The sequence below is a fragment of the Streptomyces sp. NPDC088730 genome, from assembly GCF_044751215.1.
Lineage (GTDB): Bacteria > Actinomycetota > Actinomycetes > Streptomycetales > Streptomycetaceae > Streptomyces.
The window spans coordinates 433,773-449,402 of record NZ_JBIVLK010000002.1; the positions used below are offsets into that span (position 1 = coordinate 433,773).

18 protein-coding genes are annotated in these 15,630 nt (G+C 69.8%); 11 read left to right on the plus strand and 7 right to left on the minus strand.

Translation table 11 applies throughout. The features are described from left to right. Window positions 1-93 precede the first annotated feature (93 nt). Window positions 94-753: a response regulator gene (locus ACIP89_RS08690; protein ID WP_389690595.1), complete on the minus strand. Its 660-nt coding sequence runs from the start codon at window positions 751-753 to the stop codon at window positions 94-96. Window positions 754-1,094: 341 nt separating this feature from the next. Here ACIP89_RS08690 and pdhA point away from each other — a divergent pair, with 341 nt between their 5' ends. The 4 genes from pdhA to ACIP89_RS08710 all read left to right on the plus strand — a co-directional run bounded on the left by pdhA (window position 1,095) and on the right by ACIP89_RS08710 (window position 5,662). Then, the gene (pdhA, locus tag ACIP89_RS08695) at window positions 1,095-2,258 is read left to right on the plus strand and encodes a pyruvate dehydrogenase (acetyl-transferring) E1 component subunit alpha (RefSeq protein ID WP_402113859.1); all 1,164 of its coding nucleotides are present in this window, start codon (window positions 1,095-1,097) and stop codon (window positions 2,256-2,258) included. A 2-nt stretch (window positions 2,259-2,260) separates the two neighbouring features. Beyond that, the gene (locus ACIP89_RS08700) at window positions 2,261-3,241 is read left to right on the plus strand and encodes an alpha-ketoacid dehydrogenase subunit beta (protein ID WP_401924843.1); all 981 of its coding nucleotides are present in this window, start codon (window positions 2,261-2,263) and stop codon (window positions 3,239-3,241) included. 10 nt (window positions 3,242-3,251) lie between these two features. Then, entirely contained in the window at window positions 3,252-4,691 is a 1,440-nt protein-coding gene (locus tag ACIP89_RS08705) for a dihydrolipoamide acetyltransferase family protein (RefSeq protein ID WP_402113861.1), read from the plus strand. Window positions 4,692-4,966: 275 nt separating this feature from the next. Further along, window positions 4,967-5,662: a DUF4232 domain-containing protein gene (locus tag ACIP89_RS08710; protein WP_401926160.1), complete on the plus strand. Its 696-nt coding sequence runs from the start codon at window positions 4,967-4,969 to the stop codon at window positions 5,660-5,662. Window positions 5,663-5,718: 56 nt separating this feature from the next. On the opposite strand, the gene ACIP89_RS08715 is transcribed toward ACIP89_RS08710, so the two are convergent. Then, the gene (locus ACIP89_RS08715) at window positions 5,719-6,183 is read right to left on the minus strand and encodes an ATP-binding protein (RefSeq protein WP_402113863.1); all 465 of its coding nucleotides are present in this window, start codon (window positions 6,181-6,183) and stop codon (window positions 5,719-5,721) included. Window positions 6,184-6,441: 258 nt separating this feature from the next. Between ACIP89_RS08715 and ACIP89_RS08720 the strand changes: the two genes are divergently transcribed. Both ACIP89_RS08720 and ACIP89_RS08725 read left to right on the plus strand, forming a co-directional pair. Next, complete coding sequence (locus ACIP89_RS08720; RefSeq protein WP_402114567.1) at window positions 6,442-7,308, plus strand: helix-turn-helix domain-containing protein; 867 nt, start codon at window positions 6,442-6,444, stop codon at window positions 7,306-7,308. After that, the gene (locus ACIP89_RS08725) at window positions 7,305-7,496 is read left to right on the plus strand and encodes a DUF397 domain-containing protein (RefSeq protein ID WP_401924828.1); all 192 of its coding nucleotides are present in this window, start codon (window positions 7,305-7,307) and stop codon (window positions 7,494-7,496) included. Before ACIP89_RS08720 ends, ACIP89_RS08725 begins: the two co-directional genes overlap by 4 nt. Window positions 7,497-7,527: 31 nt before the next feature. Here the strand turns inward: ACIP89_RS08725 and ACIP89_RS08730 are convergent, their stop codons facing one another. After that, window positions 7,528-7,962 (minus strand): nuclear transport factor 2 family protein, encoded by a 435-nt coding sequence (locus ACIP89_RS08730; RefSeq protein ID WP_402113864.1) that lies wholly within the window; start codon window positions 7,960-7,962, stop codon window positions 7,528-7,530. Between the two features lie 83 nt (window positions 7,963-8,045). Here ACIP89_RS08730 and ACIP89_RS08735 point away from each other — a divergent pair, with 83 nt between their 5' ends. Next, window positions 8,046-8,426 carry a winged helix-turn-helix transcriptional regulator gene (locus tag ACIP89_RS08735; protein WP_401924823.1) on the plus strand — a complete coding sequence of 127 codons (381 nt, stop codon included), beginning with the start codon at window positions 8,046-8,048 and terminating at the stop codon, window positions 8,424-8,426. Between the two features lie 147 nt (window positions 8,427-8,573). Next, window positions 8,574-9,758 carry an esterase-like activity of phytase family protein gene (locus ACIP89_RS08740; RefSeq protein WP_402113865.1) on the plus strand — a complete coding sequence of 395 codons (1,185 nt, stop codon included), beginning with the start codon at window positions 8,574-8,576 and terminating at the stop codon, window positions 9,756-9,758. 71 nt (window positions 9,759-9,829) lie between these two features. On the opposite strand, the gene ACIP89_RS08745 is transcribed toward ACIP89_RS08740, so the two are convergent. Both ACIP89_RS08745 and ACIP89_RS08750 read right to left on the minus strand, forming a co-directional pair. Beyond that, window positions 9,830-10,564: an SMI1/KNR4 family protein gene (locus tag ACIP89_RS08745; protein WP_401926170.1), complete on the minus strand. Its 735-nt coding sequence runs from the start codon at window positions 10,562-10,564 to the stop codon at window positions 9,830-9,832. Between the two features lie 167 nt (window positions 10,565-10,731). Beyond that, window positions 10,732-11,292: a DUF1062 domain-containing protein gene (locus tag ACIP89_RS08750; RefSeq protein WP_402113867.1), complete on the minus strand. Its 561-nt coding sequence runs from the start codon at window positions 11,290-11,292 to the stop codon at window positions 10,732-10,734. A gap of 300 nt (window positions 11,293-11,592) precedes the next feature. Between ACIP89_RS08750 and ACIP89_RS08755 the strand changes: the two genes are divergently transcribed. Both ACIP89_RS08755 and ACIP89_RS08760 read left to right on the plus strand, forming a co-directional pair. Further along, window positions 11,593-12,042, plus strand: a complete 450-nt coding sequence (locus ACIP89_RS08755) for a nuclear transport factor 2 family protein (protein WP_401926175.1) — start codon at window positions 11,593-11,595, stop codon at window positions 12,040-12,042. A gap of 198 nt (window positions 12,043-12,240) precedes the next feature. After that, window positions 12,241-13,578, plus strand: coding sequence for a S41 family peptidase (locus ACIP89_RS08760; RefSeq protein WP_402113869.1), 1,338 nt, complete (start codon window positions 12,241-12,243; stop codon window positions 13,576-13,578). Window positions 13,579-13,630: 52 nt separating this feature from the next. Here ACIP89_RS08760 and ACIP89_RS08765 read toward each other — a convergent pair whose 3' ends face one another. Beyond that, a complete protein-coding gene (locus tag ACIP89_RS08765; RefSeq protein WP_402113872.1) occupies window positions 13,631-14,065 on the minus strand; it encodes a VOC family protein in 435 nt (144 codons plus the stop codon). A gap of 214 nt (window positions 14,066-14,279) precedes the next feature. On the opposite strand from ACIP89_RS08765, the gene ACIP89_RS08770 reads away from it, so the two are divergent. Continuing rightward, window positions 14,280-14,555 carry a hypothetical protein gene (locus tag ACIP89_RS08770; RefSeq protein ID WP_401924806.1) on the plus strand — a complete coding sequence of 92 codons (276 nt, stop codon included), beginning with the start codon at window positions 14,280-14,282 and terminating at the stop codon, window positions 14,553-14,555. 147 nt (window positions 14,556-14,702) lie between these two features. On the opposite strand, the gene ACIP89_RS08775 is transcribed toward ACIP89_RS08770, so the two are convergent. Continuing rightward, window positions 14,703-15,602, minus strand: a complete 900-nt coding sequence (locus ACIP89_RS08775) for a D-alanyl-D-alanine carboxypeptidase family protein (RefSeq protein ID WP_401924804.1) — start codon at window positions 15,600-15,602, stop codon at window positions 14,703-14,705. Window positions 15,603-15,630: the final 28 nt, after the last annotated feature.

A 15,630-nucleotide genomic window follows, 5' to 3' on the forward strand; every position in this document is an offset into this window, starting at 1 on the left:
CTGTGCGTGACCGCGATGCACGTAAAAAGAGGCCGCGGCCCCGGGTGCCGGGGGACCAAAGTCCCTAATCGGCCCCCCGGGCCCCGTACGGGCTCAGCGCTTCTCCGCCTGGAGCCGCGCGACATAGGCGGCGGCCTGCGAGCGGCGCTCCATACCGAGTTTGGAGAGCAGGCTGGAGACGTAATTCTTGATCGTCTTCTCCGCGAGGTGCAGCCGCTCCCCGATCACCCGGTTCGTCAGCCCCTCACCGATCAGATCCAGGATCTTGCGTTCCTGCTCGGTCAGGCCCGCGAGTTTGTCGTCGCCGCGCCCCTTCTTGCCGTCGCGCAGCCGCTCCAGCACCCGCGCGGTGGCCACCGGGTCGAGCAGCGACTTCCCGGCCGCCACGTCCCGTACGGCGTTCAGCAGCTCGTTGCCCCGGATCGCCTTGAGCACGTATCCGGAGGCGCCCGCCATGATCGCGTCGAAAAGCGCCTCGTCATCGGCGTACGAGGTCAGCATCAGGCAGTTGATGGACTCGTCCCGGGACCGGATCTCCCGGCAGACCTCCACCCCGCTGCCGTCCGGCAGCCGTACGTCGAGGACGGCGACATCGGGCCGGGTCGCGGGGATACGGACCAGCGCGTCCTCGGCGGTGCCGGCCTCACCGACCACCTCGATATCGTCCTCCACAGAGAGCAGCTCATGAACTCCGCGGCGGACGACTTCATGGTCATCCAGCAGAAAAACCGTGATTTTTCCTTCTTTGCGCACAAACGCAGTCTCACACACTCCCCCCTTCCCTGCCGCTGTCCGGCGGGATAACGTGCCGTTGTTCCGGCAGCCTGCAAGGCTGTTACCAGTGCTGTGACCAGCGAGAGTTCCCGAATTCCTCGATTTACTTGGATATCCAAGCAAAATCGCAGGTCAGATAGGGTTTCGCAGTTACGCGAGGCACTGGGTAACGTGCCTAATAACAGGGCGCTCGCCGGGGCACCTGTCACGCCTGTTCCCGGACCGAGCGGCACCCCACCCCGTGCACGGGTACGGACACAGGCGAGCCGCACTGGTCTCCCGGCAGACCCCGGGGGCCGGACCGACGGAGGAGCACGCACGTGACCGTGGAGAGCACTGCTGCCGCGCGTAAACCGCGACGCAGCAGCAAGCGGACCAGCGCCGCGAAGACGCCCGCGAAGGCGCCCATGAGTTCCGGACCCGAACTCGTACAGCTGCTGACGCCCGAGGGCGAGCGCGTCGAGCACCCGGACTACTCGATCGACCTGACCGCGGACGAGCTGCGCGGCCTGTACCGGGACATGGTCCTGACCCGCCGCTTCGACGCGGAGGCCACCGCCCTCCAGCGCCAGGGCGAGCTGGGCCTGTGGGCCTCGCTGCTGGGCCAGGAGGCCGCCCAGATCGGCTCCGGCCGGGCCCTGCGCGACGACGACTACGTCTTCCCGACCTACCGCGAGCACGGTGTGGCCTGGTGCCGGGGCGTCGACCCGACCAACCTGCTCGGGATGTTCCGCGGTGTGAACCACGGCGGCTGGGACCCGAACACCAACAACTTCCACCTCTACACGATCGTCATCGGCTCGCAGACCCTGCACGCCACCGGCTACGCCATGGGCGTCGCCAAGGACGGCGCGGACTCGGCCGTGATCGCGTACTTCGGTGACGGCGCCTCCAGCCAGGGCGATGTGGCGGAGGCTTTCACCTTCTCGGCGGTCTACAACGCGCCGGTCGTGTTCTTCTGCCAGAACAACCAGTGGGCGATCTCGGAGCCGACCGAGAAGCAGACCCGGGTGCCGCTCTACCAGCGCGCCCAGGGCTTCGGCTTCCCCGGCGTCCGGGTCGACGGCAACGACGTACTGGCCTGCCTGGCCGTCACCCGGTCCGCCCTGGAGCGGGCCCGCCGGGGCGAGGGCCCCACCCTGGTGGAGGCGTTCACCTACCGGATGGGCGCGCACACCACCTCCGACGACCCGACGAAGTACCGGGCCGACGAGGAGCGCGCCTCCTGGGAGGCCAAGGACCCGATCCTGCGCCTGCGCAGCTACCTGGAGAACGAGGGCGCCGCCGACGAGGCGTTCTTCACCGCCCTCGAAGAGGAGAGCGAGACCCTCGGCAAGCGGGTCCGCGAGGCGGTACGGTCCATGCCGCAACCGGACCGGATGGCGATCTTCGACCACGCCTACGCCGACGGGAGCGCCCTCGTCGACGAGGAGCGTGCCCAGTTCGCCGCGTACCAGGCATCGTTCGCCGAGGAGGGCAAGTAGCCATGGCCATGGAAAAGATGTCCATCGCGAAGGCGCTCAACGAGTCGCTGCGCAAGGCCCTCGACACCGACCCCAAGGTCCTCATCATGGGTGAGGACGTCGGAAAGCTCGGCGGCGTCTTCCGGATCACCGACGGCCTCCAGAAGGACTTCGGCGAGGACCGCGTCATCGACACCCCGCTCGCGGAGTCCGGCATCGTCGGCACGGCGATCGGCCTGGCGCTGCGCGGCTACCGGCCGGTCGTGGAGATCCAGTTCGACGGCTTCGTCTTCCCCGCGTACGACCAGATCGTCACGCAGCTCGCGAAGATGCACGCCCGCTCGCTCGGCAAGATCAAGCTGCCGGTCGTCGTACGGATTCCGTACGGCGGCGGCATCGGCGCGGTGGAGCACCACAGCGAGTCGCCCGAGGCGCTGTTCGCGCACGTCGCGGGGTTGAAGGTGGTCTCCCCGTCCAACGCGTCCGACGCGTACTGGATGATGCAGCAGGCCGTGCAGAGCGACGACCCGATCATCTTCTTCGAGCCGAAGCGGCGCTACTGGGACAAGGGGGAGCTGGACACCGAGTCCATCCCCGGCCAGCTGCACCGCGCCGCGGTCGCCCGCACCGGCACGGATCTCACGCTGGTCGCCTACGGCCCGATGGTGAAGGTCTGTCTGGAGGCCGCCGCGGCCGCTCAGGAGGAGGGCAAGTCGGTCGAGGTCGTGGACCTGCGCTCGATGTCCCCGATCGACTTCGACGCCATCCAGGCCTCGGTCGAGAAGACCCGCCGCCTGGTCGTGGTGCACGAGGCGCCGGTGTTCTACGGTTCCGGCGCGGAGATCGCCGCCCGCATCACGGAGCGGTGCTTCTACCACCTGGAGGCACCCGTGCTGAGGGTCGGCGGCTACCACGTGCCGTACCCGCCGGCCCGGCTGGAGGACGAGTACCTGCCGGGTCTGGACCGTGTGCTCGACGCCGTCGACCGCTCGCTGGCGTACTGAGGACTGGGGCGTGACAACGATGACCGAAACTACGAACGCCGCTCGCTTCCGTGAGTTCAAGATGCCCGACGTGGGCGAGGGACTGACCGAGGCCGAGATCCTCAAGTGGTTCGTCCAGCCCGGCGACACCGTCACCGACGGCCAGGTCGTCTGCGAGGTCGAGACGGCGAAGGCGGCCGTCGAGCTGCCGATCCCGTTCGACGGGGTGGTGCACGAGCTGCGCTTCGACGAGGGCACCACCGTGGACGTCGGCCAGGTGATCATCGTCGTGGACGTGGCACCGGGCAGCGGCGACGCCGCCCCGGACCCGGCTCCGGCGGCCGAGGCCCCCGCGCCCGCCGCCGAGCCGGAGGCCGAGGCCGAGGCGCCGAAGGGCCGTACCCCGGTCCTGGTCGGCTACGGCGTGGCCGAGTCCTCCACGAAGCGGCGCGCCCGCAAGGGCACGGAGACCGCTCCGCCCGCAGCCGCTTCCGCCGCGATCCAGGGCGAGATGAACGGCCACGGCACGGGCGCCGTCGTGCCCGAGGCCCGCCCGCTCGCGAAGCCTCCGGTGCGCAAGCTGGCGAAGGACCTGGGCATCGACCTCGCGACGGTCAGCCCGACCGGCGAGGGCGGCGTCATCACCCGCGAGGACGTGCACGCGGCGGCGAACCCGGCCCCGGCCCCCGAGCCGGTGCAGGCGCAGATCCCGGCGCCGGCCTCCGCCCCGGCCCCGGACTCGGCCCCGGCCGTGGTCGCCTCGACGGGTGCGCGCGAGACGCGTATCCCCGTCAAGGGCGTGCGGAAGGCGATCGCGCAGGCGATGGTGGGCAGCGCGTTCACCGCGCCGCACGTCACCGAGTTCGTGACGGTCGACGTGACGCGCACGATGAAGCTCGTCGCGGAGCTGAAGGAGGACAAGGAGATGGCCGGGGTGCGGGTCAATCCGCTCCTGATCATCGCCAAGGCCCTGCTGGTCGCGATCAAGCGCCACCCCGAGGTCAACGCCGCGTGGGACGAGGCGAACCAGGAGATCGTGCAGAAGCACTACGTGAACCTGGGCATCGCGGCGGCCACCCCGCGCGGGCTGATCGTGCCGAACATCAAGGACGCGCAGGAGCAGACGCTCCCGCAGCTGGCCGCGTCCCTGGGCGAGCTGGTCTCCACGGCCCGCGAGGGCAAGACGTCCCCGGCGGCGATGGCGGGCGGCACGGTGACCATCACCAACGTCGGCGTCTTCGGCGTCGACACGGGCACGCCGATCCTCAACCCCGGTGAGTCCGCGATCCTCGCGGTCGGCGCGATCAAGCTCCAGCCGTGGGTGCACAAGGGCAAGGTGAAGCCCCGTCAGGTCACCACGCTGGCCCTCTCCTTCGACCACCGCCTGGTCGACGGCGAGCTCGGCTCGAAGGTCCTGGCGGACGTCGCCGCGATCCTGGAACAGCCGAAGCGGCTGATCACCTGGGCGTAGCCGCCCCGGAGACAGGTGTGTCAGGTGGGCCCGCGCGAGGTGCGCGCGGGCCCACTGCCATGTCCGCCCGCCGGGCATGACGGCAGGTCAGACGGCTTTTCCTGGCGCACCCATCGGCCCGTCCCGGCTCGGCGCGCTTGTAACAGGCATGTAGTAGCCGGTTGCCGGGGGAACGGCCGAACCCTCCCAGCCGGTCCTGTTGATCAGAAGCGCTCGCTGGTACCGACCCGTACCGAGTGGGCCGGTACTGACCAACCGATGCTGAGGACGAAACCATGCGCGCTCGTAAGCTCACCTTCGCGGCCCTGGCCCTCGCTGCGGGTCTCTCGCTCACGGCCTGCCAGAACGACGACGACGCCGCGGGGCAGACCGACCCGTCATCGGGGTCGTCCGCGTCCGCCGCGTCCTCCTCCGGCGGTGGCTCGGACTCGGGCGGTACGGACGAGGCCGGTGGCAAGGAGTCGTCCGCCCCGGCCTCCAACGGTTCCGCCTCCGGCGGTTCCACGTCCGGCGGTTCCACGTCCGGCGGGAGCGGCTCCGACGCCAAGGGCGGCAAGTGCACCACCGACGGGCTGAAGATCACGGCGCTGGACACCTTCATCGACGGCGACCGCGATGGCAGCATCGCGGTGGCGCTGACGAACACCAGCGGCGCGGACTGCGTGATCTCCGGGTTCGTGGGCGTCGACCTGAAGACGAACGCGGGGACGATCTCCGCCACGCGCAAGGGTGACCCCGGCGACCCGTACACCCTCAAGAGCGGCAAGGAGATCGACTCCAACGTCAGCTACCCGCTCAACAAGACGGGTGGCTCCGGCATCCGCATCACGGGTCTCGTGGTGACCCCGCCGAACGAGACGAAGTCGGTCACCCTCGCCTGGCCGGGCGAGAGCTCGCTGCCCGCGGGCGACAGCGGCAACGGTGACCAGGTGCTGGTCGGCCCGATCGGCAGCGCCGGCCAGGGCGGCTGATCGGTTACGTGTATGAGGTGGGCCCGTGCGAGGTGTGCGCGGGCCCGCTTCTTCGGTTATGGGACGTTCCGGGCGGAGGCTTCCCCGTCCGCCCGCCTGCGCAGGGCGAGTTCGGCGAAGACGGTCTTGCCGACGATGCGCGGCTCGACGCCCCAGCGGTCGGCCAGCCGGTCGACGATGAACAGCCCGCGCCCGTAGCAGTCGTCCTCCTGCGCCTCGCGCACCGCGGGCAACCGCTCACCGCGCGGGTCGCTGACCTCGATGCGGAGGGTGGCGGCCGTGAGGATGAGGTGCACGCGGAAGAGCCGCCCGCGCACGGAGCCGTGCAGCAGGGCGTTGGTCGCCAACTCGCTGACCAGTAGCGCCACTTCCGCCACGTGATTGGGATACCCCCACTCGGACACCAGCCGCACGGCCCGGAGCCGGCAGAGGTGGACGCTGCGCGCGGTGGGCGTGTAGTCGAGCCGGTCCTCCTGGAGGACGGGCTCGGGGACAGGGACCTTCTCCTGGGCTGCGGTCATGGACGCGTGCCTCTCGGTGAGGGGGAGGCGGTGGCGATGCCGGACCTGTTCCTGAGCAGGGCAGGGCGGTGCACTTCCGCCGGGCGGTGCCGCTGGGTGAGCGGCGTGGTGCCGAACGTAGTGGCCTGCTATCTCGGACTCAAGGGTTCGGGACATATATTCCCCATATGAGTGATGGGCGATTCTCTGCGCTCAACTAGCTGCCACACTGGTCACGTTCACAGGGAGGTTGATGTGCAGACGTCTGGCAAGAGAGCGATGGACAATCGGGTCTCGACCGTTCTGGGGCGACGGCTGGGTGGAGAGCTTCAGCGTCTGCGAGTGGCGGCGAGCATGACCCAGCGCGAAGCGGCTGCAGCACTCAGTGCGACCCAGACCAAGGTGGTCAAGATGGAGAGCGGCTGGGTCCCCATGCGTGACCCCGACATTGTCGCTCTGTGCGCCCTGTACGGAGTCGGTGAACCGAGGGCGGTCACGCATCTGCTGGAGCTCGCCAAGACCGACCGGGAGCGCCGCAAGGTGAAGGGGTGGTGGAACGACACCCCCACGTTGGCCACGCAGGTGGAGTACATCGCGATGGAGGATGCCGCTGTCAAGGTGCGGCAGTGGCAGATGGCCATCATTCCAGGCCTGTTTCAAACTGCCGAGTACACCCGGGCCATGGGTGTTGCGGACATGTCTTGGGACAACATCGACCGGATCGAGGATGTCGTCGCTGGACGGGCCAGGCGTCAGACCAGGTTGCACGGCGATACGCCGCTTCGTATCCATGCGGTCATCTGGGAAGCGGCGTTCCGGCAACTTATGGGCGGGCCACAGGTGATGTCACGTCAGCTTGAGCATCTGTGCCAGCTGGCTGACCTGCCGAATGTACACATTCAGGTTCTGCCCTTCTGGGCTGGTGGCCATCCCTGCATCGGTGGCCCGTTCAACGTGCTGTCGTTCGGCGAAGATGAAGCGGTGGACGTCGTGCACATGGACCTTCCTCGGTCCACCATGTGGGTAGAGGATGCTGCTGAGAGCCAGGTGTTCGTCGACCTCTTCAACCAGGCGTCACGAATGAGCTTGGCTCCCTACGACTCAGTCCAGTTCATCGACAGCATTGCGAAGGAAATGAGCAGGTGAAGGTGTTCCGCTTCCGTAAGTCCAGCTACAGCGCGACGGCCAGTGAGTGCGTCGAGGTCGCCCGCAACATCCCGCACACCGTCGCCGTCCGCGACTCCAAGCGGCTGGACGGCCCCGTCCTCCTGCTCGCCCCCGCCGCGTGGGACGCCTTCCGGGAGACCCTGGGGCAGGCGCGGTACACCACGTAGCCGGCCCCGGCTTCCGTTGCGCGGCCTGATGTCAGGGCGCGAGCACGGCGGGGTTTCCGTCGCTCCAGATGTTGGTGATCCTGCGGTGGGTGAATCGCCAGCCGTCCGGGGTGCGGCGGAGTCGGTCTTCGTAGCGGCCTCCGCCGAGGAACTTCTCGCCGTCGGGCAGGCCGTGGCGGACATGCTGGGCCTGGTAGTAGCACGTGTGCTCGGCCTGGTCGCCGTGCACCGCGGCGACGTGGTTGCCGTTCAGGTGCTGGGTGGCGTCGATCCGCTCCAGGCTGGTGCTGATCCTGGCAACGATCGCGTCGGGCCCGCGGAGCCGCTCTCCCGAACCGCTGTACTCCCAGCAGGCGTCGTCCGTGAACAGTGCGCCCAGCGCCTCCCAGTCCCTGGTGTCCAGGGCCGTCGCGTACGCGATGACGGCGTCCACGATCGCAGCGCGGTCTGTGAGTTCCTGGAGCATTGGGCCGCCTTCCGGTTCGGTGCACGATTTGATACCGAGTACATGATTGGTAACGGTCGGACCGGGCGGAAGAAGGCACTTTCATGTCCCAGAGGCACATCGATGTGACGGCCCTGGCCAGCGAGGCGTGCCCGGTCTCGGAGGTTCTCGATCACGTCTCCGGGAAGTGGAGCATCGGCATCCTGGTGGCCGCCGCGCAGGGCCCGGTCCGGTTCACGGAGCTGGAGCGGTCGATCACGGGGATCAGCAGACGCATGCTCACGCTCAATCTGCGCAGGCTGGAGCGGGACGGACTGCTCGTACGCACCGTCCATCCGGTCGTTCCGCCCAGGGTCGAGTACACGCTGACGGAAATGGCCCGTGAGCTCCACACGTCGCTGCTGGAGCTCACCGACTGGGCCAAGCGGCACGGCGGCTCGGTCGCCGCCGCCCAGGCGGCCTACGACCGCGAGCACAGCGGCTGACGGTCGCCGCGCAAGGCTGCCGGACAGGTCAACTCGTCTGCGGGACACGGGCGGTACCGTTTCAACCCTCACGTCACTCCGTTGCGTGACCCCATCACGCTTATGGGTGACTGCGAGCACCGGGCGCACCGGGACAAGATCGCTTACATGAAATCTTCCTTGTTCCGCCGCGCCTCTCTCGCGGCCCTGGTGCTGGTGGCGACGGTGGCGCCCGCCGTGGCGGCCCAGTCGGACGGCGCCGCCGCGCGGACGGGCACCGCTGTGAAGTCCCGCATCGGGGCGCAGGCCCGGCTGCTGGGCGAGAAGATCGTTCCGCACAAGCTTGCCTTTGAGGGCACGACGGTCGGCGGTCTGTCCGGCCTCGACCGGAACCCGTGCACGGGTGAGTACGTCGCGATCAGCGACGACCGCTCGGTGCTCCAGCCCGCCCGCTTCTACACCGCGAGGATCGCGGTGGACGGTGCCGGGGTGCACTCCGTCGACTTCACCGGCACGCACCCGTTCCGTCAGCCGGACGGTTCGGTCTACCCGCCGGCGAGCGCCGGGGACGGCAAGGCGGTGGACCCGGAGGAGGTGCGGGTGGACCCGCGCAGCTGCCGGTACTGGTGGGCCCAGGAGGGCGACCGGCCCAAGTCGGCCGGTGAACCGCTGATCCAGCCGTCCATCCAGTTCGCCGGGCGCCACGGTGCCTACCGGGGACAGCTGCCGCTGCCGGCCGACTACGAGAACACGATGACCGATCGGGGGCTGCGGCGGAACAAGGCCGTCGAGGCGATCACGTTCGGGGACCGGGGCCGCGTGCTGACCAGCGCGGTCGAGGGTCCGCTGCTCCAGGACGGCCCGGAGCCGACCCTGGAGCACGGCGCCCTGGTCCGCGTCACGCAGCAGAGCCGCCGGGGCGACGTCCTCGGGCAGTTCGCCTACCCGCTGGAGAAGATCTTCGCCGCGTCGGACCCGACCAGCCCGTGGGGTCCGGACACCGGGGTGTCCTCGATCCTCGCGTTCCCCGACGACCCCAGCCGCTACCTCGTGCTCGAACGCAGCTGGGTCGCGGGCTCCGGCTACAAGATCCGGCTCTACGACGCCACCACCCGGGGCGCGACCGACGTGCGGAACGTCGACTCGCTGGCCGGACAGCGAATCCAGCCGATGCGGAAGAAGCTGGTCGCGGACTTCGACGATCTGGGCCTGTCCACGGTCGACAACACCGAGGGCATGACGTGGGGTCCGGCGCTGCGCGGCGGCGAACGTTCGCTGGTACTGGTCAGTGACGACAACTTCGCGGACGACGCGGTCACTCAGTTCGTCGCGCTGGGAATCCGCTCCCGCTGACGACGCGTGCCCCCGGGCCCGGTCCGGCGTACAGGACCGGGCCCGGCGGGCTCGGAGCACCCGCGTGGCCCTCAGTGGTCCACGGTCTCGGTCCACGGCCCCGGCAGCGCCGCCCGGACGCCGTCCAGCGCCTCCCGCGTCAGCGCGCGGACGTACAGCCATCCCAGCTCCGACCGGTCGTCCGAGCGGTCTTCGTGCACCAGGACATCCGCGCCCGCGTACCAGCGGTCCGCGTTGTCCCGACCGTCGGGGGAGAGCAGCGGCGGCATGCGGGTGAGTGACCGCTCCAGGTACGCGGCGTCGGACGCCAGGCACTCGCGGCGCCACCCGCCCCAGTCTCCGCAGAGTGCGTTCTCCGACATCACCGTCTCCACGCACACGGCGGAGAAGCGGTCGGCGAACGGCTCCCAGTCTTCGTACGCCTGCGAACTCCCGTCGATCAGCACGGGCGGGTCGGTCTCCGCGAACCGGTCGAGCGGTACGGCGAGCTGGTACAGCCAGAACTTCTCCACCTGCCAGATCAGGGCGTCGCCGGACACCTCCAACTCCTCGGGGGGCAGCAGCGACCTCGTCCCGTGCAGCAGGTCGTGGCGGCGGCCGAACCTGGCGTACAGCTCCCGCACCGCCGGCGGAAGCCGCAGTCCGAGCCGCAGTTCCGCAGCGGCGAGCTCAGCTTCCGGGTATCCGTCGTCCGGCCCGGTCGGCGCGCCGAGACGCGCGGCAAACCGTTCGACGAACTGCCAGGCCCCTGCGGGGCCCGTGAGGGCGGCGGGAAGTTCGACGCGGAGATCGAAGGTCTCAGGCATCCGCACACCCTAGGCCTGTCCGGTCTCCCGTTCGGATCATGGTCGGCCGTCTCCGGGGAGGAGCCGTTCCCGGATGCCTGCCGGCCGTGGCCACCGTTCGCCGGTGCGGCGGTCGGTGCCGACGATCCGGCAGGCTTCCGTCTCCTCTGGGTGTGGGATCTCCGCGTTCAGCGCTTCAGCAGGAACGTGAAGCCGCCGGAGAGCTTTCCGCTCAGCCTGGCCGCCGACACGAGGTTGCCCTCGGTGAGCAGCCGTTCCGCCTCCGCCCGGGAGAGACCGCACCCTTCAGCGATCAGCCGCAGCGGCCGGACCGGAATCCGCGCCGCGAAGCGGACCGATACCTCGATCACCTCGACGTCCGTGACGGCGGCCGGTTCGGCCGGTTCGCCCGTGTCCAGGCGCCAGGCACCGGTCCAGTCGAGGGCGATGCGGTTGCGGCGCCGCAGGGCCGGGTCCTGGAGCAACTCGGCCGCCAGACCGGGATCGTTGTCGTGCATCCGGTCCAGCAGTCCGGGCCGGATGGAGCGTACGTGCGCCCGCTCCAGGACCGTGAGCTTGGTGGTCTCCCCGCACGTGGTGCAGAGCGCGAGGAGCCACGCATCGAGGAGCTTGTGGTTGGCGTTGACGCGGAACTTGCCGTTGGCCCGGAAGGTCCCGGACGCGCACGCGTGGCAGCGGCGCAGGACGAGCGGAAGGCAAGTGGGCATGACGACCCAGTTGTTGAGCACAGGGGTACACCGTTTTCAGGGTGAGAAATCCGCAGCAGGAATCAGCACGGCGCACAGGTGCGTGCGACGCGCGACAGATCAGCTCGTGGGAGGTCTCAAACGGTGTACAACGGAACGCCCTTGCCTGGACGACGGGGACCGGCAGCACGGTAGCGGCGTGCGAGGGCGGCGATCCAGTGGTTTTCCGCGCCGCGGCGCGGAACCGCCCTTACCCGGGAGGTAATCGCGGTGGCGGCCGGTGCGGGCCAGGATGGCGATCGCCGCTCCGATCGGGGCTGCCCACGAACTGGATGACCGTCCATGGCAGTTGAAGCGTCCCCGCCCACGACCACCCGCGCCGCCGTGGAGGAGCTGCTGCGCCGGATCGGGGCGGGGGACCCCGAGCGCGTCGCCGAGCTGTACGCCGAGCGGGGTGACTGGAAGCTGGACTGGCCACAGGCCGAGCACGGCCGGGCCGCCACCCCGTGGATCCGCCACCGTTCCACCCGGGCCGACGCCGCCGCGCACTACCGCGAGCTGGGCGAGCACCACGTGCCCGGGGCCGCGGCCACCGAGATCGAGCGGATCCTGGTGGACGGCGACGACGCGGTCGTGTTCGGGGAGATCCGGCAGACCGCCCGGTCCACCGGACGTGCCTACCGCGCACGGTTCGCCCTGCACCTCACCTTCGCGGACGGTCTCGTCACCCGGCACCACGTCTACGAGGACAGCCTCGCGGTGGCACAGGCCTTCGAGGCGGAGGGTGCGTGATCGCTCACCCCGCCCTCGGGGGTGCGTGATCGCTCACCCCGGCCCTCGGGGGATGAGGTGTGACCGCTCACCCCCGGCCCCCGGGGGTGAGGGGGTATCCCCCCTGTCGATCCGCCTGCCTGCCCGATGTCGCCCCGGCGGGCCATGCGCGATCGTCGGACCTGTGACGCAGATCGCGTACGGGGAGAGGTGGAGACTGTGCGACTTCGGAGATCCAGGGCCGCGACGGCACTCGTGGCGCTGGCCCTCGCCGGCGGGGCGGTCGCGCCGGCCGCGGCGGCGCAGCCGGGGCCGGCCGACGGCACCTGGCGGGTGAACGGGTACGGCACCGTCCTGCGCATCGCGGACGGGCGGTTGCAGGAGTACCAGACGACCTCGGTGAGCTGCCTGGAGGGCGAGTCCGCCGAGCAGACGGGGCAGGGCGTGTTCAGGGCCGGTGACGGGACGGTCCTCACCGTGCGGCCGGACGCCGGGTCGCTGGAGCTGTCCGGTTCGGCGGGGCGCAGGGAGCTGCGGCGGATCGGGCGGCTGCCGGAGGCGTGCGAGCGCCTCACCGCCACGGACCCGGTGACGACGTTCGACGTCTTCTGGCAGTCCTTCGAGGAGAACTACCCGTTCTTCGGGGCCAAGGGCATCGACTGGCACGCCGTACGCGAGACGTACCGGCCGAAGGTGCACGCGGACACGACGCGCGACGAACTGTTCGCACTGTTCAGCGACATGGTGAAGCCGCTGTACGACGCGCATGTGGCCGTTTTCGACGGAGACCGCTACTTCGCCGGGAACCGGCCGGGAACGGCGGTGCCGGGGCCGGAGCTGGACGCGAGGGTCAAGAACCACATCGTGGCGCGCGACCTCAACGGAAAGAAGCCCAGGGAGTTCGCGAGCGGGCGGATCAGCTACGCGGACCTGCCGGAAGGGCTCGGCTATCTGCGGATCTCCGGGTTCGCCGGGTACGACACGGAGGACCCGGCGTACGCCGCCCAGCTGGCCCAGCTCGACAAGGCGCTGGACGCCGTCCTCACCACCGGGCGCACGGCGTCGCTCCAGGGGCTGGTCATCGACGTACGGATCAACGGCGGCGGCTCCGACGCGCTCGGCGTGCACATCGCGGAGCGCCTGACGGACACCCCGTACGTCGCCTACCGCAAGCGCACCCAGTACACCCGGCCCCGGCCCGTCCCCGTGCAGCCCGCGAAGGGCAGGCCGCGTTACACCGGCCCCGTCGCCGTACTGACCTCCGGGACGACGTACAGCGCGGGTGAGACCTTCACGCAGGCGCTCATCGACCGGCCCGGCCGGACGATCCGGATCGGGGAGCCCACCCAGGGCGTCTTCTCGGACACGCTGGACCGGGTGCTGCCGAACGGCATGGCGCTGTGGCTGCCGAACGAGGAGTTCCTGACCCGTTCCGGCCGGACCTTCGACGGGGCGGGCATCCCGCCGCACATCCGTACGCCGGTCTTCACCGAGGAGGAGTTCGCGAAGAACCGCGACTCGGCGTTCGACGCGGCGGTGGCGGCACTACGGCGTTGAGGCTCTTCCGCGACCCGGCCGGCCCCGCCCGGACCGGCCAGGGCGGCGGGCCTCAGGCGGACGAGGCCGCCACGCAGAATTCGTTGCCCTCCGGGTCCGCCATCATGATGTGGTGCCCGTCGAACGTCTCCAGGGCGGTGCCGCCCGCCCGCACCAGGCGTTCGGACTCCGCTCTGATCCGGGCCCAGCGTTCGTCGGGCGTGCCGTGTCCCGGCACCCGGACGTCCATGTGGAGCCGGTTCTTCGCGGTCTTGGGCTCGGGGACCTTGAGGATGGCCAGGCGGGGGCCGTTGCCGTCGGGATCGCAGAGCCATGCGCCGTCGTCCACGGAGTCGTCCTCCGGCGGGTCGAAGGACGCGTGCCACTCCTCGCGGGTCCGGAAGGGGGCGGGCGGTGGCTCGTCGATGTAGCCGAGGGCGGTCCTCCAGAAGGCTGCGAGGGCCTGCGCGTCCGCGGCGTCCAGTGTCAGGTCGATGGTGGCTGCCATGGGGCGACCGTACTGCGCGCCTCTGACAAGCCGGCCCGGTCGGAGGGCCCGGCGCCGATGCCCCCGAAACGGGTTACCGCGCCCTGGAGTTCCGGGCAGGCGCCGACCGGTGTCATGCCGCGGGCAACCCGAGGGCCCGCCTTGTGCGTCCTTCCATGTTCCCGGCCCGTGACGGCGCCGGGGGCCGCTACCGCTTCATCAGCAGGAGAACGTCTTGGCGAACGACGAACACGACCGGTCCGAAGCACACCCCGAGGCGCCGTGGTGGTGGGGCATCGGCCCGGTAGGGGCCGTCCTCCTCATCGTCGCCGGGATCGCCGGAACGCTGTGGGTGTTCGTGTGGTCCGACGCGGCGGACGACACGACGGCCGGCTACCAGACGAGCAGAGTCATCGCCATCGGGCTGGTGATTCTCGGCGCGGCCGTACTGGAACGCTTCCGCAGCCGTCGCCCGCGTGCGACGGAGTCCGAGGAACGGCAGGACAGCTAGGGCCTGTCCGGCGGATCAGGGCCCCCGGCCATGATCCGCCGACAGGCCTCAGGGCCTCTCGGCTGGATCATGCCGGGCTCACAAGAGGGGCCCCGCGGACTGTCCGCGGGGCCCCTCTCTTATGACGTCGGGCAGAGCCCGGCATGACTACTTCTTGAAGCCGTAGTCCATGAGCTTCTTCGCGTCCGAGGTCCGGGTGGACTCGGACGTGGCCGTCAGGACCGTGCCGATGACCGTCTTGCCCTTGCGGGTCGCGGCGAAGACCAGGCAGTACTTGGCCGACGGGCCGGAGCCCGTCTTCACACCGATCGCGCCGCTGTACGTACCCAGCAGCTTGTTGGTGTTGGTCCACGACATGTAGCGGTAGCCACCGGTCTTCGTCGTGACCTTCTGCTTGGTCGACTTCGTCTTGACGACGCTGCGGAAGGTGGAGTACTTCATCGCGCTGCTGGCGATCTTCGTGAGGTCCTTCGGGGTCGAGTAGTTGGACCCGTTCCCTATGCCGTCGAAGGAGTCGAAGTGCGTGTTCTTCAGGCCGAGGGTCTTGGCCGTGCTGTTCATCTTGCCGATGAACGACTTCACCCGGGCCGCCCGCGTGGAGCCGGAGCCGAACTTGTCGGCCAGGGCGTACGCGGCGTCGCAGCCGGACGGCAGCATCAGGCCGTACAGCAGCTGACGGACCGTGACCTTGTCGCCCACGATGAGGCGGGCCGAGGACGCGCCCTTGGAGACGATGTAGTCGCTGTACGCCTTCTGGATCGTGACCTTGGAGTCCAGGTTGAGGCCCTTCGTGGCCAGCACCACCCGGGCGGTCATGATCTTCGTCGTGGAGCCGGTGGACCGGCGGGTGTCCGCGGCCTTGCTGAACAGGGACTTCCCGGTGCCGTTGTTCATCACGTAGCCGCCCTTGGCGACGATCGTCGGCGGCTTCGGCGCGGCGGCCTGGGCCTGGGTGGCGAACGCGCCTCCCGCGATGACGGCACCTGCGGTGAGGGCGACCGTGGTGGTGGCCGATACGCGCCTTATGTCCTTAATGCCGATATTCAACTTGAACGCTCCAAATGCCCCTGGAATG